General features: G+C 52.9%; 21 protein-coding genes and 1 tRNA gene. 7 read left to right on the forward strand and 15 right to left on the reverse strand.

Annotation, left to right across the window (positions count from 1 at the left end):
• Positions 1-189 precede the first annotated feature (189 nt).
• Complete coding sequence (locus tag NG99_RS07835; RefSeq protein ID WP_034890541.1) at positions 190-2,586, forward strand: beta-N-acetylhexosaminidase; 2,397 nt, start codon at positions 190-192, stop codon at positions 2,584-2,586.
• Between the two features lie 36 nt (positions 2,587-2,622).
• Here the strand turns inward: NG99_RS07835 and ridA are convergent, their stop codons facing one another.
• The 4 genes from ridA to argF form a co-directional block, all read right to left on the reverse strand.
• Positions 2,623-3,009, reverse strand: a complete 387-nt coding sequence (gene ridA / locus NG99_RS07840; protein ID WP_034890543.1) for a 2-iminobutanoate/2-iminopropanoate deaminase — start codon at positions 3,007-3,009, stop codon at positions 2,623-2,625.
• Positions 3,010-3,133: 124 nt separating this feature from the next.
• Positions 3,134-3,598 (reverse strand): aspartate carbamoyltransferase regulatory subunit, encoded by a 465-nt coding sequence (pyrI, locus tag NG99_RS07845; RefSeq protein ID WP_034890544.1) that lies wholly within the window; start codon positions 3,596-3,598, stop codon positions 3,134-3,136.
• A 13-nt stretch (positions 3,599-3,611) separates the two neighbouring features.
• Positions 3,612-4,547 carry an aspartate carbamoyltransferase gene (gene pyrB, locus NG99_RS07850; protein ID WP_034890545.1) on the reverse strand — a complete coding sequence of 312 codons (936 nt, stop codon included), beginning with the start codon at positions 4,545-4,547 and terminating at the stop codon, positions 3,612-3,614.
• Positions 4,548-4,803: 256 nt separating this feature from the next.
• Entirely contained in the window at positions 4,804-5,814 is a 1,011-nt protein-coding gene (argF, locus tag NG99_RS07855) for an ornithine carbamoyltransferase (RefSeq protein ID WP_034890546.1), read from the reverse strand.
• 159 nt (positions 5,815-5,973) lie between these two features.
• Between argF and rraB the strand changes: the two genes are divergently transcribed.
• Both rraB and miaE read left to right on the forward strand, forming a co-directional pair.
• Positions 5,974-6,393 carry a ribonuclease E inhibitor RraB gene (gene rraB, locus NG99_RS07860; protein ID WP_034890547.1) on the forward strand — a complete coding sequence of 140 codons (420 nt, stop codon included), beginning with the start codon at positions 5,974-5,976 and terminating at the stop codon, positions 6,391-6,393.
• 139 nt (positions 6,394-6,532) lie between these two features.
• Complete coding sequence (miaE, locus tag NG99_RS07865) at positions 6,533-7,294, forward strand: tRNA isopentenyl-2-thiomethyl-A-37 hydroxylase MiaE (protein WP_034890549.1); 762 nt, start codon at positions 6,533-6,535, stop codon at positions 7,292-7,294.
• Between the two features lie 55 nt (positions 7,295-7,349).
• On the opposite strand, the gene NG99_RS07870 is transcribed toward miaE, so the two are convergent.
• From NG99_RS07870 to pepA, 4 genes are all read right to left on the reverse strand, one after another.
• A complete protein-coding gene (locus NG99_RS07870) occupies positions 7,350-7,853 on the reverse strand; it encodes a GNAT family N-acetyltransferase (RefSeq protein ID WP_034890550.1) in 504 nt (167 codons plus the stop codon).
• A 90-nt stretch (positions 7,854-7,943) separates the two neighbouring features.
• Entirely contained in the window at positions 7,944-10,799 is a 2,856-nt protein-coding gene (locus NG99_RS07875; protein WP_034890551.1) for a valine--tRNA ligase, read from the reverse strand.
• 5 nt (positions 10,800-10,804) lie between these two features.
• On the reverse strand, positions 10,805-11,263 hold the full coding sequence (locus NG99_RS07880; RefSeq protein WP_034891048.1) for a DNA polymerase III subunit chi: 459 nt from the start codon (positions 11,261-11,263) through the stop codon (positions 10,805-10,807).
• A gap of 6 nt (positions 11,264-11,269) precedes the next feature.
• Positions 11,270-12,781 (reverse strand): leucyl aminopeptidase, encoded by a 1,512-nt coding sequence (gene pepA / locus NG99_RS07885; RefSeq protein ID WP_034890553.1) that lies wholly within the window; start codon positions 12,779-12,781, stop codon positions 11,270-11,272.
• A gap of 290 nt (positions 12,782-13,071) precedes the next feature.
• Between pepA and lptF the strand changes: the two genes are divergently transcribed.
• Both lptF and lptG read left to right on the forward strand, forming a co-directional pair.
• Positions 13,072-14,172 carry an LPS export ABC transporter permease LptF gene (lptF, locus tag NG99_RS07890; RefSeq protein ID WP_034891051.1) on the forward strand — a complete coding sequence of 367 codons (1,101 nt, stop codon included), beginning with the start codon at positions 13,072-13,074 and terminating at the stop codon, positions 14,170-14,172.
• Positions 14,172-15,248 (forward strand): LPS export ABC transporter permease LptG, encoded by a 1,077-nt coding sequence (gene lptG / locus NG99_RS07895; RefSeq protein WP_034890555.1) that lies wholly within the window; start codon positions 14,172-14,174, stop codon positions 15,246-15,248. The genes lptF and lptG overlap by 1 nt, the downstream gene beginning before the upstream one ends.
• Before the next feature lie 124 nt (positions 15,249-15,372).
• Here the strand turns inward: lptG and NG99_RS07900 are convergent, their stop codons facing one another.
• From NG99_RS07900 to NG99_RS07910, 3 genes are all read right to left on the reverse strand, one after another.
• Positions 15,373-16,662, reverse strand: coding sequence for a DUF445 domain-containing protein (locus NG99_RS07900; protein ID WP_034890557.1), 1,290 nt, complete (start codon positions 16,660-16,662; stop codon positions 15,373-15,375).
• Between the two features lie 42 nt (positions 16,663-16,704).
• Complete coding sequence (locus tag NG99_RS07905) at positions 16,705-18,207, reverse strand: helicase HerA-like C-terminal domain-containing protein (RefSeq protein ID WP_034890559.1); 1,503 nt, start codon at positions 18,205-18,207, stop codon at positions 16,705-16,707.
• A gap of 244 nt (positions 18,208-18,451) precedes the next feature.
• Positions 18,452-18,961 carry a DUF2501 domain-containing protein gene (locus NG99_RS07910; protein WP_034890562.1) on the reverse strand — a complete coding sequence of 170 codons (510 nt, stop codon included), beginning with the start codon at positions 18,959-18,961 and terminating at the stop codon, positions 18,452-18,454.
• 241 nt (positions 18,962-19,202) lie between these two features.
• On the opposite strand from NG99_RS07910, the gene NG99_RS07915 reads away from it, so the two are divergent.
• A tRNA-Leu gene (locus NG99_RS07915) sits at positions 19,203-19,287 on the forward strand.
• A gap of 199 nt (positions 19,288-19,486) precedes the next feature.
• A complete protein-coding gene (locus tag NG99_RS07920; protein WP_034890563.1) occupies positions 19,487-20,740 on the forward strand; it encodes a tyrosine-type recombinase/integrase in 1,254 nt (417 codons plus the stop codon).
• Positions 20,741-20,806: 66 nt separating this feature from the next.
• On the opposite strand, the gene NG99_RS07925 is transcribed toward NG99_RS07920, so the two are convergent.
• From NG99_RS07925 to NG99_RS07940, 4 genes are read right to left on the reverse strand one after another with little or no spacing between them, the layout of a single operon-like run.
• A complete protein-coding gene (locus tag NG99_RS07925) occupies positions 20,807-21,685 on the reverse strand; it encodes a hypothetical protein (protein ID WP_052130610.1) in 879 nt (292 codons plus the stop codon).
• Positions 21,685-23,478 carry an AAA family ATPase gene (locus tag NG99_RS07930; protein WP_052130611.1) on the reverse strand — a complete coding sequence of 598 codons (1,794 nt, stop codon included), beginning with the start codon at positions 23,476-23,478 and terminating at the stop codon, positions 21,685-21,687. Before NG99_RS07930 ends, NG99_RS07925 begins: the two co-directional genes overlap by 1 nt.
• Positions 23,479-23,533: 55 nt before the next feature.
• Positions 23,534-24,634 (reverse strand): restriction endonuclease subunit S, encoded by a 1,101-nt coding sequence (locus tag NG99_RS27515; RefSeq protein ID WP_052130612.1) that lies wholly within the window; start codon positions 24,632-24,634, stop codon positions 23,534-23,536.
• Complete coding sequence (locus NG99_RS07940) at positions 24,631-26,253, reverse strand: type I restriction-modification system subunit M (protein ID WP_034890565.1); 1,623 nt, start codon at positions 26,251-26,253, stop codon at positions 24,631-24,633. Before NG99_RS07940 ends, NG99_RS27515 begins: the two co-directional genes overlap by 4 nt.
• Positions 26,254-26,298: the final 45 nt, after the last annotated feature.

The following is a 26,298-nucleotide window of genomic DNA, read 5'->3' on the forward strand; positions in this document are numbered from 1 at the left end:
GGTCTGGCCAGACTGATGGCGCTTATCACGCGCTGTTGTTCTTATTTAAGGTTAGCCATTAACTCGCAAGGTGTCACAAAACCAGAGACTGCTGGTTCGTTAAGCAAGTTGTAACTTGATGTGTAAAGCGAATTATGTTTTATCAATGTTTTGCCTTTTTTGGCCCGTCACACTTATGGAGAAGTTTTGATGCCCTGTTTTCTGCGCTGGTCGCTCCTTTCCACCTCTCTTTTCGTCTCGCTGTATGCTCACGCCACGCCTGCTGGCAATCTGCCGCTAATGCCCTGGCCCCAGCAGGTAGAACAGCCCAAAGGCGGCGGTAGCCTTGCGCTGAATAACCGGCTTGCCATCCGTATTACAGGCGACGATCTGCCGGGCGCTGTAGACCGCTGGCGTCAGCGGATTGGCCTGCAAACCGGCTGGCAGATGCTGCCGCAGGACGCAAACGAGGCGCAGCCAACGATTGAGATTACCATTGCCCGACGGGTTGACCCTCTGCCGCAGCTGGACAGCGACGAAAGCTATAGCCTTAAAGTTAGCAGCGCAGGCGTACAGCTGGATGCCGCCACCCGCTTCGGAGCGATGCGCGGTATGGAAACGCTTCTGCAACTGGTGCAAAACGGCAGGCAAAACAGCGGAATTCCCTATGTATCGATCCATGACAGCCCGCGTTTTCCGTGGCGAGGGATCCTGATCGATTCCGCCCGTCACTTTATGCCGCTGGAGACGATCCGTCGGCAAATTGACGGTATCGCCGCCGCGAGGATGAACGTATTTCACTGGCATCTGACTGACGATCAGGGCTGGCGCTTTGCCTCCACGCACTTCCCGCAGCTCCAGGAAAAGGGCAGCGATGGCCTGTTCTACAGCCAGGATCAGATGAGGGAGATCGTGCGCTATGCGGCCGATCGCGGCGTGCGGGTGGTGCCAGAGATCGATCTGCCGGGCCATGCCACCGCGCTGGCGGTGGCGATGCCGGAGCTGATCTCCGCGCCGGGGCCTTATCAGATCGAGCGTGGCTGGGGCGTGTTCAAGCCGCTGCTCGATCCCAGCAACGAGCAGGTTTATCAGTTTGTCGACACGCTGGTCGGCGAGGTTGCGGCGGTGTTCCCCGATCCCTGGCTGCACATTGGCGGTGATGAGGTGGATGCCACACAGTGGAAAGCGTCGCCGCACATTCAGGCCTTTATGCAGCAAAAAGGGCTGAAGGATGAGCACGCTTTGCAGGCGTATTTCAATCAGCGGGTGGAAAAGATCCTGCAAAAGCACCATCGCCAGATGCTCGGATGGGATGAGATCGCCCATCCCGATCTGCCGAAGAGCATTTTGATCCAGTCCTGGCAGGGGCAGGATGCGCTGGGCGAAGTCAGTAAAAACGGCTATCGCGGCATTCTTTCCGCCGGGTTTTACCTCGACCAGGCGCAGCCCGCCTCCTATCACTACCGAAATGAAGTCTATCCGGTTGGGCTGAACGGTCAGGATCGGCTGCAAAAAGACGATACGGCGCAGAGCTGGCAGTTCACCATGCCGAGGCTGAAGGGCAGCGCGGTTAAAGGCAGCTTCACGCTGATTGAGCGTGACGGCAAGTGGCGCGGCTTTATCGATTTTGCCGGCAAGTCGCGCAGAATGGTGCGCGACATTGACTGGCTGGCCCCGGATCGGGTGACCTTCACCGTCGATACCTGGATGGGCGAGTTCAGCCCGGTGGTTCTGCTGGCGGACGATAAAATGTCAGGCTATATGCTGGTGGGCAACGTTCGCTATCCCGCGCAAGGCAGCAGGCTGAAAGAAGTGCCGGTCGGCCTTCAGCCGAGCGTGCCGGACGAGCAGCAGATGAAAGACAACCTGCTGGGCGGGGAAGCGGCGCTGTGGGCGGAAATTGTTAATCCACAGGTGATTGACGTGCGCCTGTGGCCGAGGGCATTTGTGGTGGCGGAGCGGCTGTGGTCAGCGAAGGATGTGACCAACCAACAGAATATGTATCGGCGGCTGGCGGCTGTGGACAGCTGGTCCGCCGTCTCGGTTGGGCTGCAACAGCACGCTCAGGCGCAGACGCAAATGATCCGCCTGGCGAACGGCAGCAGCACCGTACCGCTGCAAATTTTTGCCGAAGCGCTGGAGCCCGCGCAGTATTACACTCGGCAGCACCTGAAATTCCAGGCGGGGCATTACGATCTCAACGAGCCGCTGAATCGCCTGGCGGACGTGCTGCCAGCGGAAAGCGATAAGATCCGCGAGCTGAATCTTCAGGTGGAAAAGCTGACCGCGAATCGGGGCGACCGTCAGGCCATGCAGGCTATTCGCCATCAGCTGCGTCTGTGGCAGCAAAATATCCCTGAAGTGATGCCGCTACTGGCGCAGAATTACCCGTTGCAGCCGCTGAGGCCGGTGGCGGAGCAGTTGCAGGAGGTTAGCAGCATGGGGCTGTCGCTCCTGGATGCGATGGAGGAGAACCGGACGTTCGGGGCAAATGAAGTCGCCGCAATGCATGCAAAGCTGGATAAGGCGGCAGAGACGCAGGATGAGGTGGTGCTGGCGCTGGTTTATCCGATTGAGAAGTTGCTGCGGGCGGGCGCGCCGGGCTGAAATCCCTCTCCCGGTGGCGGGAGAGGAAAGAACCGCTTAGCGACGAACGGCGATGGCTTCGATTTCGATCTTAACATCTTTAGGCAGACGGGCCACTTCCACGCAGGAGCGCGCCGGGAAGCTGGCCTGATGCTCGGTGAAAAACGCTTCATAAGCGGCGTTCACAGTGGTGAAGTCGTTCAGATCCTTGACGAAGACCGTGGTTTTCACGATGTCGCCCACCTTCAGACCGGCGGCTTCGACGATAGCCTTCACGTTCTCCAGCGACTGGCGCGCCTGGGCAGTCACATCGTCCGCCACGCTGCCGGTTTTAGGATCGACCGGGATCTGGCCTGAAGTGATGATCATGCTGCCCAGATCGACGCCCTGCACATAAGGTCCGATAGCGGCTGGTGCGTTTTCAGTGCTGATTTCGCGAGACATAACGTTCTCCATGTTTAAGGGATAATGTGGCTCAACTGGCGACGGCCTTCGCCCCCGACAACAGATGCAGGGAGCGCAGGCTATGCCGCCTGAATCCGGCCCATTATAGGCTGCTGGCGGCTGATTACCAGTTTGCCAACACCACATGGTGGGCGAACGATTTCTCGCAGTATTTACAGGTTAAGCGCACGTCGTCCTGACGCTTTTTCACCGCGAAGCTGGAGCTGACCGGCTCGCTACGGCTGATGCAGTTGCTGTTCGGGCAGATCAGCACATGCTCGATCCGATCCGGCAGCGCCGGGGCGATTTTCCCCACCACCTCATAGTTGTCGATGCGGTTAACCGTCGCGTGCGGGGCGTAGACCGCCAGCTGGTTGATCTGATCGTCGGTCAGGAAAGTGTTCTCAATTTTGATCAGATCCTTGCGGCCCATCTCGCCGGAGGGCAGATTCAGGCCGATGGTAATGCGCTGATCGGTTTCGGTCAGGCGAAACAGCGACAGCAGCTTAAAGCCAATCTGTGCCGGAATATGGTCGATTACCGTACCGCGTTTAATCGCTTCGACCTGGAGTTTGTTATCTTGCGTCATCGTCAATTCCCCCTTACAGAACCGGTTCGCTGTTCAGTACCAGCGCCAGAAGCGCCTGGCGTGCGTAGATGCCGTTGCCTGCCTGCTGGAAGTACCAGGCAAACGGGGTGTTGTCCACGTCAGTGGCGATCTCATCAATGCGCGGCAGCGGATGCAGCACTTTCATATTTTGCCTGGCTCCGGCCAGGTCCGCCGCACGCAGAATAAACTGGGCCTTGACGTTGGCGTACTCAGACGGGTCGAGACGCTCTTTCTGCACGCGGGTCATGTAGAGAATATCTACCTGCGGCACCACTTCCTCAATGCTGTCGTGGCGGCTCCAAAGGATGCCTTTCTCGTCGAGCAGGTCGGTGATGTAGGACGGCATAGCCAGCGCGTCCGGCGCGATAAAGTAGAAGCGGTTGCCGTCGAACTTCGCCAGCGCCTGCGCCAGCGAGTGCACGGTGCGGCCATATTTCAGATCGCCGACCATCGCCACGCTGAGGTTGCTAAGGCGGCCCTGGGTTTCCTGAATGGTGAACAGATCCAGCAGCGTCTGGGTGGGATGCTGGTTGGCGCCGTCACCGGCGTTCAGAACAGGAATGCCGCTGGAGAACTCGGTGGCCAGACGCGCCGCGCCCTCCTGCGGATGGCGCATCACGATGGCATCCACATAGGTGCTGATGACCGAAATGGTGTCGGCCAGGGTTTCGCCTTTTTTGCCCAGCGAGGTATTGCCGCCGTCAGCAAAACCGACGACGGAGGCGCCCAGCCGGTGCATCGCGCTCTCGAAGGAGAGGCGGGTACGGGTGGAGGCTTCGAAGAAGCAGCTCGCAATGACAGTATGCTTAAGCAGTTCCGGCTGCGGGTTCGCCTTCAGGCTGGCGGCCGTGCGCAGCACCAGCTCCAGCTCTTCGCGGTTGAGGTCGTTGATTGAAATGATGTGTTTGTGAAATAAGGGATTAGCCATTATCACTCCTTCGCGTGCCGGTTAGCTGGAAAACGGGCAAAAAAAAGCCCCTCAATGAGGGGCTTCTTTTTACTAAGATCGGGGTGCCTGGTAAGGAAAAACGGCGCTGCCAGCCTGCGGTCAGGCTTGTCAGTCCAGCAATGTTAACGCTACTCAGTTTCATGCTTCCTCCCGGCAAACGGGGGGAATTATACGCAATCGGCCCGCTGCGGCAAGTAAAAAACGCGAACAGCGTAACCGTTTGCTCCCAGCCCGGCTACGGCAATTTAGCCAGCGTGGCGACCATCACCGCCTTGATGGTGTGCAGACGGTTTTCCGCCTGGTCGAAGACTACGCTGTGAGACGACTCAAACACCTCGTCGGTCACTTCCATACCGCCCTGCAAATTATACTGTTCCGCCATCTGCTGACCCAGCGTCGTCTGGTCATCGTGGAAGGCTGGCAGGCAGTGCAGGAACTTAACCTGAGGGTTGCCGGTCAGCGCCAGCATCGCGCTGTTCACCTGATATTTACGCAGCAGGGCAATGCGCTCCTGCCAGACTTCCTTCGGTTCACCCATCGACACCCAGACATCGGTGTAGATAAAGTCAGCGCCGTGCACGCCCTCGGCGATATCTTCCGTCAGGGTTATTTTGCCGCCGGTTTCCTCCGCCGCGCTGCGACATTCCGCTACCAGCGCCGCATCAGGCCAGCAGCCTTTCGGCGCGACCAGGCGCAGATCCAGTCCGACCAGCGCCGCTGCTTCCAGCAGGGTATTGCCCATATTGTTATGCGCATCGCCCACGTAGGCTAAAGTCATCTGGCTGAAGGCTTTTTCCGGCAGATGTTCCTGCATAGTCAGCAGATCCGCCAGCAGTTGGGTAGGGTGGAACTCGTTAGTCAGACCGTTCCACACCGGAACGCCCGCCTGCTCAGCCAGCGCCTCAACCAGCGCCTGACCGTGGCCGCGATACTGAATGCCGTCATACATGCGGCCCAGCACGCGAGCGGTATCCTTGATCGATTCTTTATGACCGATCTGGCTACCGCTTGGCCCGAGGTAAGTGACGTTGGCACCCTGGTCATAGGCGGCAACTTCGAAAGAGCATCGTGTCCGGGTCGAGTCTTTTTCGAAGATGAGCGCGATATTTTTGCCCTTGAGATGCTGAATTTCCTCACCGTTTTTCTTATCGGTTTTGAGCGTGGAGGCCAGCGCCAGCAGCGCGGTCATTTCGGCGGGGGTAAAATCCAGCAGCCTGAGAAAATGGCGGTGATATAAGTGACTCATAAAGCACTCCATATGACAATTATTGAATTAAAATTCAATTTAACCGTATGAATATGCATTTTCAACCCCGGCGTGCAGAAACTTTTTTATAAAGGTAGTGGCGGGAACGGCACTGTGGGAAAATACTCAGAAGAGATGCCACATACTGAGGAACGGATCATGGCAAACGAAGCCTTGCTGGAAGAGCAGCGTGAAGAGACGCGGCTGATTATTGAAGAACTGCTGGACGACGGCAGCGACCCGGATGCGCTCTATACCATCGAACATCACCTCTCCTGCGACAGTTTCGACGCGCTGGAAAAGGCGGCGGTGGATGCCTTCAAGCTGGGATACGAAGTGACCGAGCCGGAAGAGCTGGAGCTGGAAGACGGCAGCAAAGTGATGTGCTGCGATATTCTGAGCGAAGGCGCGCTGAATGCCGAACTGATCGACACTCAGGTTGAGCAACTGGTCGACCTGGCCGCGAAGTACAACGTTGACTATGACGGCTGGGGCACCTACTTCGAAGATCCTGATGCGCAGGACGAAGACGAAGAGGGCGATTTTATCGATGAAGATGATAATGGCACCCGCCATTAATTCTGCCTGACGACTTTTCAGGCCCGAACGCCGCATCGGGCCTGTTCGCTGCGTCGAAAAGCTGGATTTGCCTTGCACCGATTCTCCCTGAAGGTGAAGCCTGATTTGCCCTTACTCACTCCCCGGACCGCTTTCCCGTATGAACACCGACCGCCTGCTTGCCCCCATTCACGCCTTTTTGCACTGCCGCACGCCCCAGGCATGGATCGATCGTGCGCGTATGCCAGAGAACCTGCCGCTGCTGCTGACTGACCATCTGGTTTGCGAGCTGAAGGCGGCACAGACCGCGATGTGGTTAATTCGCCGCTACGTAGCGGACAAAGAGAGCGGCGACGCGCTGCTGGCCTGGCTGAAGCCATGGGAACAGTTTGTGCACAGCGAGAACGCCGACCTGGCGTTTCTGGAGCAGCATAAAAGCCTGTCGAAAACGGTGATTAGCCGTGCCGATCTCAGCTATGGCGACAGGCTTATCGACAGAATGGTACTGCTGATTAAAGAGGAGCTGCACCACTTTTATCAGGTGCTGGAGATCATGCAGGCGCGCGGCATTCCCTATATCAAAATCACTGCCAGCCGCTATGCCAAAGGGTTACTGCGCGAGGTGACCACGCATGAACCCCAGACGCTGGTGGATAAGCTGATTTGCGGGGCGTATATCGAAGCGCGTTCCTGTGAGCGGTTTGCCAGCCTGGCGCCGTATCTGGATGACGAACTGGCCGCGTTTTATCTTTCGCTGCTGCGCTCAGAGGCGCGGCACTATCAGGACTACCTGGCGCTGGCCGCCGAGATCTCGGCCACGGATATCAGCGCGCGGGTCAGGAAGATTGGCGAGACGGAAGCGAAGCTGATTCAGGAACCGGACCAGCAGCTACGGTTCCACAGCGGCGTTCCGGCATTCTGATTAAGATTGCGGCGATAACGGTCGGGCGGAAGGAAGCCTGTCGCACTACGACAGCTCAGAGCGTTTTCAGCATGGTGACTTCGCAGTCAACGTGGCCGGTGTAGCCCAGCGGGCCGGGAATATGCTCAAAGCCTAAATGTTCATACAGGCGTACGGCACGGGTCAGCGAAGCGGTAGTTTCCAGATAGCAGCGCTTAAAACCGCGCTCGCGGGCAAAGTCCATCGCCTGCATCGCCAGCTCGCGCGCCAGCCCAAGGCCGCGTACCGCCGGCATAAAGTACATCTTCTGCAACTCGCAGATATCCTCCTCGCTGCCCTTCAGCGGCGCTACGCCCCCGCCGCCAACAATCTTGCCCTCAAGCTCGATCACCCAGAAAGCGCTGTCACGCTCGCTGTAGAGCTCGTAAAGATGGTCAAGATTTGGATCGGCCACGGTAAAGCCTTTGTCGGCGGTAAGGCCAAACTCAGCAGAAACCACGCGGATCACCTGCGCAATATGCGGGTTATCCTCTGGGGCGATGGGTCGCACGTGCAAATTGAGCTGCGATGCGGTTGTCATAAGGCTCACTCGTTTTAAACATGCCAAAAAAGCCGGGCAAGCCCGGCTCTGATTTGTCGGCTGGCAACGGGCTGAAACGGCCCGGTCACCTTACAGCGCGGCGATCACCGCCTGCTGCTCTATCAGCTTAGCTTTCGCCTCGCCAAACTCAACCATGCGCTCGCGCTCTTTCGCCACCACCGCTTCCGGCGCGCGGGAGACAAAGCCCTCGTTGGACAGCTTGCTCTCAATCTTAGTGATTTCAAGCTCCAGCTTGGTCACTTCCTTCGCCAGACGCTCCAGCTCGGCGGCTTTATCCACCAGGTCGGCCATTGGGATCAGCAGCTCGGCGCCGTCGATGATTTTGGTGACCGACAGCGGGCCTTTCTCATCGGCAGCCAGGCAGGTAATGCTCTCCAGCCGCGCCAGCGTTTTCAGGAAGCTGTGGTTATCGCTCACGCGACGCACCACTTCCGCCGATGCGCCGCGCAGCAGCACGTCCAGCGGCCGGGAAGGGGACAGGTTCATTTCCGCGCGGATATTACGTACGGCCACGATAGCTTGCTTCAGCCATTCGGTATCGTTCAGCGCGGCTTCATCGACCTTCGCGGCATCGAAGGCTGGCATCGGCTGCAGCATGATGGTGTCGTCGCTGATGTTCTTCAGCACTTTCACCCGCTGCCAGATGGTTTCGGTAATAAACGGAATAATCGGGTGCGCCAGGCGCAGCAAGGCTTCCAGCACCTCTACCAGCGTGTGGCGGGTGCCGCGCAGCTCCGCTTCCGTGCCGCCGTTCATCACCGGCTTGGTCAGCTCCAGATACCAGTCGCAGAACTGGCTCCAGGTGAATTCATACAGAATATTGGCCGCAATATCAAAGCGATAGCTATCCAGCGCCTCGCGATACGCCTTCACCGTCTGGTTGAATTCCGCCAGGATCCAGCGGTCGGCCAGCGACAGCACCTTATCGCCGCCGTTGAAGCCGCAATCCTGATCTTCGGTGTTCATCAGCACAAAGCGGCTGGCGTTCCACAGCTTGTTACAGAAGTTGCGGTAGCCTTCCAGACGCTTCATATCCCAGTTGATGTCGCGACCGGTTGAGGCCAGCGCCGCCAGGGTGAAGCGCAGGGCGTCAGTGCCGTGCGGCTCAATGCCGTTCGGGAACTGCTTTTCTGTACGCTTGCGAATCTTCTCAGCCAGCTGCGGCTGCATCATGTTGCCGGTGCGCTTCTCAAGCAGATCTTCCAGCGAAATCCCGTCCACCATATCCAGCGGATCGATGACGTTGCCTTTCGACTTGGACATTTTCTGCCCTTCGTCATCGCGGATCAGCCCGGTCATATAGACCGTTTTGAACGGCACCTGAGGCTTGCCGTTTTCATCCTTGATGAAGTGCATGGTCAGCATGATCATGCGGGCAATCCAGAAGAAGATAATGTCGAAACCGCTGACCAGTACGCTGGTCGGATGGAAGGTGCGCAGCGCCTCGGTGTTCTCAGGCCAGCCCAGCGTGGAGAAGGTCCACAGGCCGGAGGAAAACCAGGTGTCCAGCACGTCTTCGTCCTGATTCAGCGCCACGTCGGCAGCCAGCTTGTTTTCGGCGCGCACTTCTTCTTCGGTGCGGCCAACGTAGACGTTGCCCTCCGCGTCGTACCACGCCGGGATGCGGTGACCCCACCACAGCTGACGGGAGATACACCAGTCCTGGATATCGCGCATCCAGGAGAAATACATGTTTTCGTACTGCTTCGGCACGAACTGGATATCGCCCTGCTCAACGGCTTCCACCGCCACTTTCGCCAGCGGGGCGGTACGCACGTACCACTGGTCGGTCAGCATCGGTTCGATAACCACGCCGCCACGGTCGCCGTAGGGTACGGTCAGATCGTGTGGCTTCACTTCCTCCAGCAGGCCGAGCGCGTCTACTGCCGCTACGATGGCTTTACGCGCGGCGAAGCGTTCCAGCTTCTGGAATTCTGCCGGGATCGCGGCGTTGTAAACGTCGGACTCTTCGCCGTTGCAGTCATAAACCTGTGCCAGCTCGCGGATGTCGCCATCAAACGTCAGGATGTTGATCATCGGCAGCTGGTGGCGGCGGCCTACTTCGTAGTCGTTGAAATCGTGCGCCGGGGTGATTTTCACGCAGCCGGTGCCTTTCTCCATGTCGGCATGTTCATCGCCAACGATCGGGATGCGGCGTTCAACAAACGGCAGCACCACAAATTTGCCAATCAGATCTTTGTAGCGAGGATCTTCCGGGTTAACGGCCACGCCGGTGTCGCCCAGCACCGTCTCAGGACGGGTTGTCGCCACGACCAGATAGTCTTTGCCATCGGCCGTTTTCGCGCCGTCGGCCAGCGGATAGCGGATATGCCACATGGAGCCTTTAGACTCACGGTTTTCCACTTCCAGATCGGAAATCGCGGTGCGCAGCTTAGGGTCCCAGTTGACCAGGCGCTTGCCGCGATAAATCAGGTTTTCTTTGTACAGGCGTACAAACACTTCTTTCACGGCGTCAGACAGACCTTCGTCCATGGTGAAGCGCTCGCGCTCCCAGTCAACGGAGTTGCCCAGGCGGCGCATCTGACGGGTGATGGTGCCGCCAGATTCTGCTTTCCACGCCCAGATTTTTTCGATAAACGCTTCGCGACCGTAATCTTTGCGCGTTTTGCCCTCTTCCGCGGCGATTTTACGCTCCACCACCATCTGGGTAGCAATACCCGCATGGTCAGTTCCCGCCTGCCACAGGGTGTTCTTGCCCTGCATACGCTGGTAACGAATCATGGTATCCATGATGGTTTGCTGAAACGCGTGACCCATATGCAAGCTGCCGGTGACGTTCGGCGGCGGGATCATGATGCAGAAGCTCTCCTGGCTGGTATCGCCATTCGGTTTAAAGTAGCCCTGCTGTTCCCAGTGCTCGTAAAGCGGCTGCTCGATATCTTGCGGGTTATATGTCTTTTCCATTTCTACTATGTCGTTGGCGGCACGGGCGGCGTGGCCGTATTCAAGTGGAATCCAACGCTGCGATACGCTTTGTAGCGGTCGCGCGCCAGCTGTTTCAAAGATTCTTCATAAGGGACGAAGTCTACCACTTCATGGAAAGCGGTGGCAAAATCTGCAAACTGCGGCAGCAGGCTGATAAGCAGATCGCGCGGAGAGTTGCCCCGGCGCTGTGGCCAGGCCAGTTCGACCGGCGCGCCATATTTTGGCCCTTCGCCCGCCAGGTTATGGGGCACGAAGGCGCTGGCCGGACGCTGCCACAGGGCTTCGTCCAACCGGACGGCCTGCGCCTCATCCTCACAGGCGATCAGCACGCGTTTTCCCTCGCGCCAGCGCGCTTCTGCTATATCGCAAACCAGCGCCTCAAGGGCGCTGATCCCGTCAACCGGGGTATCGGTTTCCAGCAGATAGAAGGTTGCGTTTTTCATCGGCAATTAGTCGTCGCCGTTCAGGCCAGCACGGTTCAGCAGGAACTGCGACAGCAGGGCAACCGGACGGCCGGTGGCGCCTTTGGCTTTGCCGGAGCGCCATGCGGTCCCGGCGATGTCCAGGTGCGCCCAGTTATATTTACGGGCAAAGCGCGCCAGGAAGCAGGCCGCGGTGATTGCGCCGCCAGGACGGCCGCCAATGTTCGCCATATCGGCAAAGTTGGAGTCCAGCTGTTCCTGATACTCGTCGGCAATCGGCAGACGCCACGCGCGGTCACCCGCCTGTTCGGACGCGCCGATCAGTTCGTGCGCCAACGGGTTGTGGTTCGACAGCAGCCCGCTGACGTGGTGGCCCAGCGCAATCACGCAGGCACCAGTCAGAGTGGCGATATCAATCACCACTTCCGGGTCGAAGCGTTCGACGTAGGTCAGCGCATCGCACAGCACCAGACGGCCTTCGGCATCGGTGTTCAGCACTTCCACGGTCTGGCCGGACATGGTGGTCAGCACGTCGCCCGGACGGTAAGCCCGGCCGCCAGGCATGTTCTCACAGCCCGCCAGCACGCCGACCACGTTCAGCGGCAGGTTCAGCTCGGCCACCATACGCATTACGCCGTAGACCGACGCCGCGCCGCACATGTCGTACTTCATTTCGTCCATCGCTTCGCCTGGCTTGAGCGAGATGCCGCCGGAGTCGAAGGTCACGCCTTTGCCGACCAGCACGATAGGCTTGCTGTCTGCGTCCGGGTGGCCTTTGTACTCAATCACCGACATCAGCGACTCGTTCTGCGAGCCCTGTCCGACCGCCAGATAGGCGTTCATGCCCAGCTCTTTCATCTGCTGCTCGCCAATGACGCGGGTAGTGATGTTTTTGCTGAAGGCGTCCGCCAGCTGACGAGCCTGCGAAGCCAGGTAGGCGGCGTTGCAGATGTTCGGCGGCATATTGCCCAGATCTTTGGCGGCTCTGACGCCGGTCGCCACCGCCAGCCCGTGCTGAATGGCGCGCTCGCCGCTGGTCAGCTCGCGGCGGGTTGGCACGTTAAACACCAGCTTACGCAGCGGACGGCGCGGCTCGGTTTTGTTGCTTTTAAGCTGGTCGAAGCTGTAAAGCGTCTCTTTGGAGGTCTCAACGGCCTGGCGCACTTTCCAGTAAGTATTGCGGCCCTTGACGTGCAGCTCGGTCAGGAAGCAGACCGCTTCCATAGAGCCAGTATCGTTAAGGGTGTTAATCGTTTTCTGGATAACCTGTTTGTACTGGCGCTCGTCGAGCTCGCGCTCTTTGCCACAGCCAATCAGCAAAATGCGCTCAGAGAGGATATTTGGCACATGATGCAACAGTAAAGTCTGGCCGACTTTGCCTTCCAGTTCGCCACGGCGGAGCAGGGCACTGATGTAGCCATCGCTGATTTTATCGAGCTGTTCAGCAATCGGTGACAGCCTGCGCGGTTCAAACACGCCAACCACGATACAGGCACTGCGCTGTTTTTCCGGGCTACCGCTTTTTACACTGAACTCCATGCACTCTCCTGAATCTTAAAGACAACGGCGCTTGCTGCGGCTAGAATGTAGCGCTTTCGTCAAGCTCGCTGCCGGGCACTACGCCTTTAGGGTAACCGGCGTCAGAATTCGTTTTGGTGATGTTTCAGCCCAATAATGTTGGGAAACATAATTTTTTTGCATCACCATAACGCGATTGTTGTCATACTAGTTTAGCTATGACGGAGGCCATTGATGAGAAAAAATGGCGTATAAGCGATGAAACTAGCGATTTTCCTGCAAAAAGACAAGTTTTCACAGGCGTACTCAGCGTGATCATCATTAGATATCTGGTAAGGGAAACGCTCAAAAGCCAGCTGGCTATCCTCTTCATCCTGCTACTGATCTTCTTTTGCCAGAAGTTAGTCAGGATTTTAGGAGCCGCGGTGGATGGCGAGATCCCAACAAATTTAGTCCTGACATTATTAGGCCTTGGCGTGCCGGAAATGGCGCAGCTTATTTTGCCACTGAGCCTGTTTTTGGCCATTTTGATGACGCTTGGTCGGTTATACACCGAAAGCGAAATCACGGTGATGCACGCCTGCGGTTTGAGCAAGGCGGTATTGGTGAAGGCGGCGATGGTGCTGATGCTGTTCACCGCGATAGTTGCCTCGGTCAACGTCGCCTGGCTTGGCCCGTGGTCCTCCCGCTATCAGAGCGAAGTGACGCAAAATGCTAAAGCTAATCCTGGCGCTGCCGCGCTGGCTGCGGGGCAGTTCCAGCAGTCTGGCGACGGTCAGTCGGTGATGTTCATTGAGAACGTCAAGGGCAACAACTTTGGCAACGTCTTTCTGGCCCAGCTGCGGGCGAAGGGCAATGCCCGTCCGTCCGTGGTGCTGGCTGACAAAGGCCATATGACCCAGCGGCCGGACGGTTCTCAGGTGGTGACCCTTGAGAAGGGCACCCGCTTTGAGGGCACGGCGATGCTGCGCGACTTCCGCATTACGGACTTCGTGAACTATCAGGCGATTGTCGGGCATCAGGACGTGGTGCTGGACCCGAACGATGCTGAGCAGATGGACATGAAAACCCTGGTTCAGTCCAGCAAGCCGGAGTTTAAAAGCGAGCTGCACTGGCGGATCACCCTGGTGTTCTCGGTGCTGGTGATGGCGCTGATGGTGGTGCCGCTCAGCGTGGTGAACCCGCGCCAGGGCCGCGTGCTGTCGATGCTGCCGGCGATGCTGCTCTATCTGATCTTCTTCCTGTTGCAAAGCTCGCTGCGCTCAAGCGGACAAAAAGGCCGCCTCGATCCGGCTATCTGGATGTGGGTGGTCAATCTGTCTTATCTGGCGCTGGCCGTCATGCTCAACCTGTGGGATACGGTGCCGATGCGGCGCTTGCGCGGGCGCTTCAGCAAGGGAGGCTCGGTCTGATGTTTGGCGTACTCGACAGATATATCGGTAAAACGATCTTCAACACCATTATGGCGACGCTGTTTATGCTGGTGTCGCTCTCCGGCATCATCAAGTTTGTCGACCAGCTGCGCAAAACCGGCCAGGGCGACTACACTGCGGTGGGCGCGGGTCTGTATACCGTGCTGAGCGTGCCGAAGGATATCGAAATATTCTTCCCGATGGCGGCGCTGCTGGGCGCGCTGCTGGGGCTGGGCACGCTGGCGCAGCGCAGCGAGCTGGTGGTGATGCAAGCCTCCGGCTTTACCCGTATGCAGATTGCCGCGTCGGTAATGAAAACCGCCATCCCGCTGGTGCTGCTGACCATGGCGATTGGCGAGTTTGTCGCCCCTCAGGGCGAGCAAATGGCGCGCAGCTACCGCGCGCAGCAGCTGGTGGGCGGTTCGATGCTTTCCACCCAGAACGGACTGTGGGCCAAAGACGGCGACAACTTTATCTTTATCGAAAGTATTAAAGATAACACCGAGCTGAACGGCGTCAGCATTTACAGCTTTAGCAAGAATCGCCGCCTGGATACCGTGCGCTATGCGGCCTCCGCTAAGTACAACGCCGATAAAAAGCTTTGGGAACTGGCGGAAGTGGACCAGTCCAACCTGACCGATCCGAAGCAGGTCACCGGTAGCCAGACGCTGAGCGGCGAGTGGAAAACCACGCTGACGCCGGACAAGCTGGGCGTGGTGTCGCTGGACCCCGGCTCGCTCTCTATTCGCGGTCTGTATAACTACGTGAAGTACCTGAAGCAGAGCGGTCAGGTCGCCGGGCGCTATCAGCTGAACATGTGGAATAAAATCTTCCAGCCGCTGTCGGTGGCGGTGATGATGCTGATGGCGCTGTCGTTTATCTTTGGCCCGCTGCGCAGCGTATCGATGGGAATGCGGGTGGTGACGGGGATCAGCTTCGGCTTCCTGTTCTACGTGCTCGACCAGATTTTCGGCCCGCTCAGCCTGGTGTATAACATCCCGCCGATCCTCGGCGCGCTGCTGCCAAGCGCCGCGTTCTTTGCGATCAGCGTGTTTATGCTGCTGAAGCGACGGTAATTCTGTTCGTATCCGATAAAACGCCACCTTCAGGTGGCGTTTTGCGTTACAGGGGCTGCGCTTTAGCGGCGGCTGAAGATGCTCAGCTTCGAACTGCGGGGAGAAGGGATTTTTGCTTTGCGTATTAACGCAGCTGTTCAATGAGCATCGGCAGCAGCGAAAGCAGATACAGTATCAGCCCTATCACCCCGCCAACGACCGTGCCGTTAATACGTATCCGCTGTAAATCCTTGCCGATATTCAGCTCCACCTGGTGCGACATGTCCTTTGCATCCCAGCTTTTCACCGTATCGCTGATATGGCGGCTGAGGAAAGCCGAGAACTCCGGCGCTGCGCCGGAAGCGGCATCCTCCATATGCTGATTCAGCGAGGCGCGCAGATTAGCATCCTGCATCAGCGTTTCGCCCAGCCACTGCCCGGCGGAGCTGACCTTCGCGTGCAGCGTAGAGTCTTCCTTATCCAGATCCTCCTTCAGCCAGCCGCGCAGGTCGCCCCACAGCTGGCTGATGTAGGTATTCAGCGCCTCATCCTGCTTGAGATACGCTTTGACCTCTTCCGCTTTCAGCAGCATCTCCGGGTCGTTGCGCAGCCGCTCGATAAGCCGCTGCACCGCCCGGTTAAAGGCCTGGCGGATCTCATGCGCGCCGTCCTGCTCGATATCGCTGAGGATGGATCTCACCGCGCTGGCCGCCATCTCGGCGCTCTTCTCGCCAACCCATTCCGTGGGCAGCATCTTTTCTTTGAGAGGATGTTCACGCTTCAGCCAGCGCATCACCTGCTGAGCGATAAACTCATGGGTGCCGGGCTTGTTGACCAGTTGCAGCAGCTGCGCGATGGCATCATCCAGCAGCGACTGGTGGCGGTTATTTTTGGTCAGGCTCTCCAGCACCATCGCCGTCGACTGCGACAGGTCGACCTTATCAATCGCCTTGTGGATCGCACGGCGCATAAACGCCTGAATGCGCTGGTCATCGGCCAGGTCCAGAAAGCCCCGGACAATCTTCAGCAGATAGCCGCCCAGCCGCGCGGCGTTATCAGGACGGCTCAGCCAGTTGGCAACGATCTGTGCCGGATCGTGACGGCGAATCAGCGCCAGCAGCGAGCTGGTGCTGAGAAACTTATCCTGCACAAACAGCGCCAGGTTATCGGCGATGCGCTCTTTGTTGCGGGGAATGATGGCGGTATGACGACCAACCAGCGGGATCGGCACGCGGCGGAACAGCGCGCTGACCGCAAACCAGTCGGCCAGCGCGCCCACCATCGACGCTTCTGAGATGGCCTTCAGCGCGCCAACCCAGTGACTGGATGGATACCACAGCGGGTAAAGCACCGTGGCGATAAAGAGGAGCGCCGCGCCGCAAAGAAGCAGCAGCGGCGTACGTTTGGCTCTGGCGAGTTCGAGTTCTTTATCCATGAGGACAGTGTAGTTCCTTCAGCAGAGCCTGTAATCAACGGCTTAGCGTTTACGGCCGCCCATAATGCTGCCCAGCACGCCGCGAATGATCTGGTTAGTGATCTGCCGTGCCGCCGTTTTGGTCACGCTCTGCACTATGCCGTCCCGCTTGCCGCCGCGCGGCCCGGTGCTGCCAAACAGGATATCTTTCAGCCCGCCCATTATACCGTCATCCACCTCAACCTTGCTGCCTTTAACCGGCGGCGCGTTGGCCTCTTCGGCGGCGGCCTGCACGCCTTTGCTCAGCTTCTCAAAGGCGGATTCGCGATCGACCGCTTCGTCATATTTGCCGGAGAGCGGGGAGTGATTAATCAGCCCGTTGCGCTCATCGTCGGTGACTGGCCCCATCCTGGAATACGGCGCAATGACTGAGGCGCGCTGCACCATCGTCGGGCTGCCTTTTTCATCCAGGAAAGAGATTAGCGCTTCGCCGGTGCCCAGCTCCTGAATGGCTGTCGTGGTATCAAAATCCGGGTTGGCGCGCATAGTCTCCGCCGCTACCTTCACCGCCTTCTGATCCTTCGGCGTAAAGGCGCGCAGGGCATGCTGCACGCGGTTACCCAACTGGCCGAGAACCCTGTCCGGGATATCCGCCGGGTTCTGCGACACAAAATAGACGCCGACCGCCTTCGAACGGATCAGACGAATAACCTGCTCAATTTTATCCAGCAGCACGTCGGGCGCGTCGTTGAACAGCAGGTGCGCCTCATCAAAGAAGAACACCAGCTTTGGCTTCTCCTGATCGCCCGCTTCCGGCAGCTGTTCATACAGCTCGGAGAGCATCCACAGCAGGCTGGTCGCGTAGAGTTTCGGCATCTGGTAGAGCTTTTCCGCCGAGAGGATGTTGATCACCCCTTTGCCGTTGCTGTCGGTGCGCATCCAGTCTTTGATATCCAGCATCGGCTCGCCGAAGAAGTACTCTGCGCCTTCCTGCTCCAGCGCCAGCAGACCACGCTGGATCGCCCCAACCGACGCGCTGTTGATATTGCCGTACTGCGTCTGGAAGCCTTTGGCGTTATCGCCGATGTACTGCGTCATCGCCCGCAGGTCTTTGAAGTCGAGCAGCAGCAGGCCCTGATCGTCCGCCACGCGAAAGATAATTTGCAGCACGCCGCTTTGCACCTCGTTCAGGTTCAGCAGGCGCGCCAGCAGCAGAGGGCCGAGATCGGAGACGGTTGCCCGCACCGGATGACCTTTCTCGCCAAAGATATCCCACAGCACCACCGGATTACCCTGCGGTGACCAGTCCGTGACGCCAATTTTCGCCAGCCGGTCCAGCAGTTTCTCCGAAGAGACGCCTTCTTCGGCTACGCCGGTCAGGTCGCCTTTCACATCGGCCATAAATACCGGTACGCCAATGTTGGAGAAGCTTTCAGCCATTTTCTGTAGCGTGACGGTTTTCCCCGTCCCGGTGGCTCCGGTAATCAGGCCGTGGCGGTTAGCCATGCCGGGCAGCAGGTTTAGCGACAGATCGGCGGATTTGGCAATCAATAATGGTTCAGTCATCGGTATTGTCCCTGAAGTGACGGAAGTTGAAGACGATAGCACTCTTAGCGTAGTAGCACGGCATGTGGCTTCACGCCAGGATTTCACCTGCCGTGAGTATGTTATATCAGAATAAAGCGACGTTTAAGCATCAGGACGGCAGGGTGATGGCAATGCCGGGCAGCAAGCCGATCCTGATGTAAAAAAAACGAGCCACACAGAGGCGGCTCGCGGGAATGACGATGAGGGGACAGCCTCGCCGTTATTAAGAGATAAACTGTTTGCCCTGCTTCAGCACCAGGTCACAGGCTTTGGTTTTCACCTTCTTGCCCATGGCGGTATCGCCCAGGCTGTTCAGGTTCACCTGCTGATTGTTGCCGGTGTTCAGCAGACCCATCAGGCCCTGCTTGTAGTCGGTGGTTTCCTGCTGCTTAGCGCTGTCTTCCAGGCCCAGTTTGCCCATCAGCTGGTCTTTCACCGAGCTGACGTTGTTATCCACCAGGTTGTTCTTCATGCAGTACTGAAGCACGCCGGTCGCGTTGGTCATGGTGCTGGAGCTAAGTGACTGGTTGCCGCCGTTCAGCAGGCCGGTCAGCGCGCTCATCGAGGTGCCGCTGGCCTGTGGCGTGGTGCTGGAACCCGCTGCGCCCTCTTTCTGGCTGAGCGAGTTCGCCGCGCTGCTCAGCTGATCCTGCCAGCTAGCCGCCGAGGCTGCGCCAGCAAATAACAAGGAAGTCGAAACCGTTACTGCCAAAACCATCTTTGAAAATTTCATAATTGACCTTTTAGACTGTTATCTGGCGCGCCAGGCCTCAGCCCCGCGCCTTTCACCTTTGGGACTCCCGTAACGCGAGGGAGTTCCGCCAGGGGCAGAACGGACAGGGGATGAAGGAGGTGTTTGGGATTAGTCTTAAGGCGCTGGATTTTTCAGCACTCGCGTCACGTTGGGGCGGATAGTAGTTGCGCACGCAGAGAGTAACGGTATAATCCCCAACGTTTTCCGCATACCCTTCAGTGCCGAAGTGGCGAAATCGGTAGACGCAGTTGATTCAAAATCAACCGCCGCAAGGCGTGCCGGTTCGATTCCGGCCTTCGGCACCAACAGTATGTAAATAGACCTCAACTGAGGTCTTTTTTTATGCCAAAAATCCAGTGGCAGCAAGGCTTTGCCCCGCTTTTCAGTCAACCGACGTCAATCTGAGTTACCCCACATCAACATGCTTGTGAGTATAGAACCGAGTATATATGCTGGTTCGATAATGCTTATATACTCACGGCAGCATATGGAAGGAATACCATCATGGCCCTGACTGATACCAAGGTGCGTTCGGCAAAACCTGAAGCAAAGGAATACTCGCTAGTAGATGGCGACGGCATGTTTTTGTTGATACACCCCAACGGCTCTAAATACTGGCGCTTTCGTTTCCGCTTTGGCGGTAAACAACATCTGATGGCTTTTGGTGTTTACCCCGAAACGTCACTGGCTGATGCTCGTCAAAAGAGGGAAGAGGCCAGGAAGCTTGTTGCTGCCGGTGTCGATCCTCGTGAGCATAAGCGTGCAGTAAAAGAAGAACAGGCTAAAGAGGTCATCACTTTCGAGTCTGTTGCCAGAGATTGGCACGCAAGCAATCAAAAATGGTCTGAGTCACATAGTGGTCGTGTTCTTAAAAGTCTGGAAGATAATCTGTTCGATGCGATTGGTAAGCGGAATATTACCGAGCTAAAAACCAGAGATTTACTTATTCCCATCAAAGCCGTAGAGATGTCTGGACGTCTTGAGGTGGCAGCGCGTCTACAACAACGAACAACAGCAATTATGCGATTTGCCGTGCAAAGCGGTTTAATCGATTACAACCCCGCACAAGAGATCGCTGGAGCGGTCGCCACAGCTAAACGTCAGCATCGTGCTGCACTAGAACTTAATCGTATACCTGAACTACTTCATCGGATCGACACATATACCGGCAGACCACTAACACGCTTAGCTGTGGAACTGACGTTATTGGTATTTATTCGATCTAGTGAACTGCGATTTGCTCGTTGGTCAGAAGTCGATTTTGAAACTGCTATGTGGACGATACCGGGAGAGCGTGAACCACTGGAAGGCGTTAAACACTCTCAGCGTGGCTCTAAGATGAAGACTCCACATCTTGTTCCCTTATCGCGTCAAGCTCTCGCCATTTTGGAAAAGATCAAAAGCATGAGTGGAAACCGTGAGCTGATCTTCGTTGGCGATCACGATCCACATAAGCCGATGAGTGAAAACACGGTGAATAAAGCTCTGCGGGTGATGGGTTACGATACGAAAGTGGAAGTTTGCGGACACGGCTTCAGGACAATGGCTTGTAGCTCGTTAATTGAGTCGGGATTGTGGTCGAAGGATGCGGTAGAACGGCAGATGAGTCACCAGGAGCGTAACTCTGTGCGTGCGGCTTATATTCATAAGGCTGAGCATTTGGGAGAGCGTAGATTGATGGTGCAGTGGTGGGCGGATTATCTGGATGTGAATCGGGAGAAGGGGATTAGTCCGTTTGACTTTGGAAGAAGAAAATAGTTTTTAAATTCTTAAATGAAGAATATATGATGGTGGCTCTTTTGAGAACACCATCATAATTATAAATTACGGGTATAGTTTTTTTACTACAGCTTTCTTTTCTAAAACAAATCTATCTATCCATTCTTTAGTTGAAAAACATTCTGCTGTACCACACAAGCTAATGCTTAAATTATCAGCTTGCACACCTTTTTCAACTCTTTCAGAAAAACCATGGCCAGATTTCAGCGCCCCCTTATTAGCGATTAAATAGCGGTCATGAACAAAGTTGTCTGGGATTAAAATATACTCAAAGGTTGGTATGTTTTTATATTTACCCATGAACTCATTTTGGAAAATAGTTTCTACATTTGCTGTGTCGATAGCGGTTACTAAAACTATTTTAACAATCCCGGCATTTTCCGTTAATGAATTAAATATAGCATGTAAAACTTTGTTTCCAGATAGAACGAAATATGGGTCGATAATTGTTATTTCATTTCCAATTTTTAATAGCGGTGATATTTCTGCATAAATTGATTCGGCATTGGAATTTATTAATTTAGTTGGAGGGATATGCCATCTTTCATCACCATTAATGATTTTCTCATAATTTAAAGCACCAGCATAAGTCTCAGATATAATAAAATGGAATGGAGCGTATGTTTGTTGTTTGTGTACCCAGTCTAACCAATTGATATAATCTATATGGCTTCGATGTTGGGGTAGATAAAAAATGGTTTGATCTTTTTCTTTATATATTTTATTAAGATAGTTTTTTATGGATTGTTTTTTTACATCTTGAAGGTCTGTGGACTCCTTTACAGCATTAAAAGCCGCTCTTGCCCATTCTCTTACTGGTGCGATAATATATCTACCACGATCAAAACCAAATCTCTCTTTAAGCAAACCGTAATAGTGATATTCGCTCATGCAATGAGGGTCTAATGTTATTTCTTCGTACATCAGAATAGCTCCTCGTCTCGCTCATCGAAGAAGCCACCAGGCCAAGCTTCATTAAAATCGCCATCTTCAGTGACATTAATTCTTCTTACTTTAGCTCCACTTGGTGAAGGTTCTATGTATATCACCGAGAGATCTTTAGTTGAGATTTCATTAAAGTCACTTGGCAACTTATTCTCATTGATTTCTCTAATTCGTCTTAGTAGTCGTAAAATTAAGTGCTCGCTATGAGTTTCAATCAAAAAATTAATTTTATTATTCGACTGTAGTAATAAATCACCAATAGCAACTTGCACTCTTGGATGGACATGAAGCTCTGGTTGTTCGCAAGCTATTAACCCTTGCTTGCGACTTAAAGAGGCTACAACCAAAGGCATAAGTTGAGATATCCCAACGCCAATTTCATTAGGTTCTACTGAAATATCATTATTAATATCCCATAGTGAATATTTAAGTTTATTGTTTATCAAATCCAATTGATAGCGAGTTGTAGAAGAGTCATGTTCGTAAGATGAAATAATTTCTGTATCTAGCCTTGCTTTCAAATTTTCTTTTGATATATGTTTTGATATGCGCTTAATTTCGGAAAATGTTTTCTCTGCGTGTAATGCAATTCCATAACCAAGGTTAAGCTTGCTATGATCAGATAACCAAAAATTAACCGTTTGTAATAAGTTTATATCTATCTTAGCTAAGGTGTGCCATGAAGCTGATCCATTGTACCAGTCTTTTTGGTTGATATTGGCGTTCGATTGAAATAAAGCATCAGGAATTGTTCGTAGTGGACCAATACATAAACTATCTTTTAAAAGGTCATATAAATTATCGAGAGGGGCAACAACTAAGTCGCTTAATATTTCGATGGCCCTTTCATTTAATCGCGTGTCTTCAAGCATTAAAGAGACGGTTAGTTTTTTTCCAATATAGGGTAATGCACCTGAGTGAGACTCTAAAGCAATGGGTACATGAATTGTTTTATGCGATGCAAACGAGAACTCATCAGTAAGCACGCTTTCAGTACTGGTTGTAGTGGCATTATCCGCTAATCTTGGTTTATTGAGTAATTGATGGAATTCACTAACAAACGCATCGTTACTTAAGGATATATCTTCATCTTCATCTTCATAATCATTGCCTTTTGATATAGCTCTATAGTCAGGCTTTTTATTTCTTTTTATATCAAGAGCTTTCACTTTAAGGGCTTCATGAATAGTGGTACCTTCATCTATGCAATTGAGTAGCCACTCATTATGATTATCAGGTATTAGCAAGGGGTGTAAATAATTTATTGCGCTTATTATAGGCTGTTTTAGCCCTGAATCACTAGTAACCTCAGCAATATTCTCGCCATCAAAAGCTATTGTGTAGCGTGAAATGTAAGCAGTATTTTCTGCTGTTGACCAAGCTATTTCAAACTCAATTGACATTTCTTCAGATAATTCAGATGGACTCGTAATACCTGTAATATAATCTTCAAATAAATCTTCAATAAACCCATAGCTACTGCCAATTCTGTTATCTTTATCGAAAGTTAACTTTATTATTATCGAGTCTTTAATGTTATTTTTATGTATTAATTTTTTAAACCCACCGATATATTTATCTCCGAGCGCTTCTAATCTTTCAGGATTACAATTCCCACTCTCAATTATTTGCTGTAAATAAAACAATGCTACTAGTACAGTACTTTTACCCACTGAATTAGGGCCAAACAGAAGTGTTATTGGAGAAAATTCAATGGTTTGACATTCTTGAAAAGTTCGAAAATTGGTTAGAGCTAGTTTTTTTATTTTCATATGAATTCCTCCGTTAATTAAATATTACACGCAATGTTTAGTGTTTAATAAATGTTCAAGCTATTGACCTAGATAATGAGCCTATAAATTCTTCAATACTGTTTTGGCTAGAGTTTATAACTTCATAAGTAAATAATATTTCCTTCTTAATATGTTCAAATTTATTCTGCTCCTCAATAGGCGGAAAAATAGCCTCTATAGGATAAATTCTACTTCCTGAAACTAAGGGTTGAGCGGCTCTTCCTGCAAATTGATTTAGGTTTAATATTTCCAGCAATTGTGAAAGATAATGAATATTCGTATCACATAAATATTTTTTAACATACAATGCATTATCAGTAACCCATGAGTTAGGTTTCGTTATATGAATTTTTCCGCAATATACGCCCACACGTCCAATTGTTAATTGCGGATCGCTGAACATGTATTCTGAATGATAACCTGTAATTCCATTTCCTCCATATACAGGGTATATTCCATCTTGATCCATTGCTTTAGCAATGAGGCCTGTACCGCTGGATAATTTTATTACATCACCTAGAGGTTTGGTATTCCAGTTTTTATTATTGATGATTGGATCACCAAACATTTTGAAAAAAATCGCATTTAATAACTCCTGCTGAATTTTGACTGCCTCAATGCGTTTCCTTTTAATTTCATAAGACTTATCCAGCGTTTTTACTATTAAATCTTGCTGCTCGAGGGTCGGAAGTTTTACTTCATAGTTGCGTAAATAATCTACAGGAACCCTTTTTTGTCCCGCACTGCCTGTCATTTTTTTTTCTGCTAAAAATCTAAATTTCTCGTTCCAAACTAAGTAGAAGAGATATTTAGGGTTAACTAGCTCTGTATTAGGCCGGAGTACATGAAATTCTGTTGAGCCGAAACCAATTTGAGAATCAATATTTTCTACATAAGTGGCTTTACCATTTTCAAAGCATGGTGTTATTTTTGCTAATAAAACATCACCGCGTTCAAAATATGTAAATCCTTTTTTGAGGCTTTTGATAGTTTTCTTTTCTTGAGATATTATTTTTCCCGCCTCACTAACGGAAGCCATTGAAATAAAGCTTACAACTTGTTCTTCATTTATTCCTTTAGGTAAGCGAGGATTGATTTCTGCTATATTGTCTAATTTAAATGTAACGTAGCTCATAGCAATTTCTCCAGCGCCTCAAGATCAGCCAAAATATCTTTCTCTAATTTTTTTAGTCGTAGGAAAATTATTTTTGGATCTTCTAGAAATTGTGCTTCATGAACGACTTCCTTATAGCGATTTATTGAGAAGTCGTATTTTTCGGAGATAATATCTGCTTTTTTCACTATAAATGGTGATTTTTTCCGATCACGATAATCGTTGGAAATATCAATACCATTAGGATACTGTTCTCTTAGTAGGGCTGAAAATCTATTCCCTATAAAGTTATCTGTAGGTAGGCTTTGGGTTTGGCGATAATGTTTCCAGCTCGCAATAAGATGGGGTAAATCATTATTTTTTATTGGATTACGTTTATCATCCAAACTATAGCCATCGTTTTGAAGATCATAGAACCAGACGTTGTCCGTTTGCCCGCCTTTAGTGAATATCAAGATCGCTGTTGCCACTCCAGCGTAAGGTTTAAACACACCTGAAGGTAGATTGATAATAGCTTCTAGCTGGTTATCTTCCACTAGTGTCTTACGCAGAGACTGGTGGGCTTTACTGGAACCAAAAAGTACGCCTTGAGGCACGATAGTTGCGCTGCGACCACCAACCTTCAGCATTTGCAGAATACGCGCTAAAAATAGTAGTTCGGTTTTTTTTGTTTTAACTGTTGCTAGCAGATAAGGATCAATGTCTTCTTCGTCCAAAGAACCTGTAAACGGTGGGTTTGCCAGTATCAAGTTAAACGCATTCTTACTCGCCTGCGGAAAATTATCGCTGAAGCTTTGACTCATGGTGTCTTGATAATGAATATCCGGCTGTTCAACACCATGCATAATTAGATTCATTGCAGCGATGCGTAGCATTGTGGTGTCAAAGTCGTATCCATGGAACATATTCTGATCTACATGGACACGATATGCTGTTAGAAGATCACCAGTAAATATTTTCTGTTCTTCCAGCTCACCATGTTCGTTCACACCTAATTCACTATGAATTGACTCTAAGGAGCTGTATTTTTCGAGAAGATACTCATAGCTAGTTACCAGAAAACCACCAGTCCCGCAAGCTGGGTCACAGACTGTTTCATTGCGCGCAGGATTAGGCTCCATCATCTCTACTATGGCGCGGATAATGTGGCGGGGTGTACGAAACTGACCATTAATGCCCGCGGTTGTGAGTTTGCTGAGTAGGTATTCATACAAATCACCCTTGGTATCACCACGATCCAACGGCAAGTTTTTGATCATCTCTACTGCTTTGGTCAATAGTGACGGTTTCACTATCTCCAGACGGGCATCTTTCATAAAGTTGCCCAAAAGTGAATCACTGCTGCCTAATGTCCGAAAATGCTGGAATACACCGTCACGGACCACTTCCATCATTTCATCGGCACCTAAATTGCTGTACTGGCTGAAACGAAACTCTTGTTGTTCAGGGGCAAAGCGTGGCTTGAAATCGATTTTTGTCAGTTGCTTACGCTTTTCGTCCTTCAGCTCAAGGCTGTCGAGCATCCGGGAGTACATCAGGTAAGTGATTTGCTCGATCACCGTCAGGGGGTTAGTGATGCCACCAACCCAAAAATCTTCCCATAAGTTATCAATGCTGCTTTTTAGTTCTCTTGTGATCATAAGGCTTCTTTAATTCACGTTTATCGCTACCGATGGCAGCTCTGA

The organism is Erwinia typographi, from assembly GCF_000773975.1.
GTDB classification, from domain to species: Bacteria; Pseudomonadota; Gammaproteobacteria; order Enterobacterales; family Enterobacteriaceae; genus Erwinia; species Erwinia typographi.

Excerpts from the sequence above, each read along its gene's own strand:
- NG99_RS07835 (WP_034890541.1), top strand. The coding sequence starts at position 190 with ATGCCCTGTTTTCTGCGCTGGTCGCTCCTTTCCACCTCTCTTTTCGTC.
- ridA (WP_034890543.1), bottom strand. The coding sequence starts at position 3,009 with ATGTCTCGCGAAATCAGCACTGAAAACGCACCAGCCGCTATCGGACCT.
- pyrI (WP_034890544.1), bottom strand. The coding sequence starts at position 3,598 with ATGACGCAAGATAACAAACTCCAGGTCGAAGCGATTAAACGCGGTACG.
- pyrB (WP_034890545.1), bottom strand. The coding sequence starts at position 4,547 with ATGGCTAATCCCTTATTTCACAAACACATCATTTCAATCAACGACCTC.
- argF (WP_034890546.1), bottom strand. The coding sequence starts at position 5,814 with ATGAGTCACTTATATCACCGCCATTTTCTCAGGCTGCTGGATTTTACC.
- rraB (WP_034890547.1), top strand. The coding sequence starts at position 5,974 with ATGGCAAACGAAGCCTTGCTGGAAGAGCAGCGTGAAGAGACGCGGCTG.
- miaE (WP_034890549.1), top strand. The coding sequence starts at position 6,533 with ATGAACACCGACCGCCTGCTTGCCCCCATTCACGCCTTTTTGCACTGC.
- NG99_RS07870 (WP_034890550.1), bottom strand. The coding sequence starts at position 7,853 with ATGACAACCGCATCGCAGCTCAATTTGCACGTGCGACCCATCGCCCCA.
- NG99_RS07875 (WP_034890551.1), bottom strand. The coding sequence starts at position 10,799 with ATGGAAAAGACATATAACCCGCAAGATATCGAGCAGCCGCTTTACGAG.
- NG99_RS07880 (WP_034891048.1), bottom strand. The coding sequence starts at position 11,263 with ATGAAAAACGCAACCTTCTATCTGCTGGAAACCGATACCCCGGTTGAC.
- pepA (WP_034890553.1), bottom strand. The coding sequence starts at position 12,781 with ATGGAGTTCAGTGTAAAAAGCGGTAGCCCGGAAAAACAGCGCAGTGCC.
- lptG (WP_034890555.1), top strand. The coding sequence starts at position 14,172 with ATGTTTGGCGTACTCGACAGATATATCGGTAAAACGATCTTCAACACC.
- NG99_RS07900 (WP_034890557.1), bottom strand. The coding sequence starts at position 16,662 with ATGGATAAAGAACTCGAACTCGCCAGAGCCAAACGTACGCCGCTGCTG.
- NG99_RS07905 (WP_034890559.1), bottom strand. The coding sequence starts at position 18,207 with ATGACTGAACCATTATTGATTGCCAAATCCGCCGATCTGTCGCTAAAC.
- NG99_RS07910 (WP_034890562.1), bottom strand. The coding sequence starts at position 18,961 with ATGAAATTTTCAAAGATGGTTTTGGCAGTAACGGTTTCGACTTCCTTG.
- NG99_RS07920 (WP_034890563.1), top strand. The coding sequence starts at position 19,487 with ATGGCCCTGACTGATACCAAGGTGCGTTCGGCAAAACCTGAAGCAAAG.
- NG99_RS07925 (WP_052130610.1), bottom strand. The coding sequence starts at position 21,685 with ATGTACGAAGAAATAACATTAGACCCTCATTGCATGAGCGAATATCAC.
- NG99_RS07930 (WP_052130611.1), bottom strand. The coding sequence starts at position 23,478 with ATGAAAATAAAAAAACTAGCTCTAACCAATTTTCGAACTTTTCAAGAA.
- NG99_RS27515 (WP_052130612.1), bottom strand. The coding sequence starts at position 24,634 with ATGAGCTACGTTACATTTAAATTAGACAATATAGCAGAAATCAATCCT.
- NG99_RS07940 (WP_034890565.1), bottom strand. The coding sequence starts at position 26,253 with ATGATCACAAGAGAACTAAAAAGCAGCATTGATAACTTATGGGAAGAT.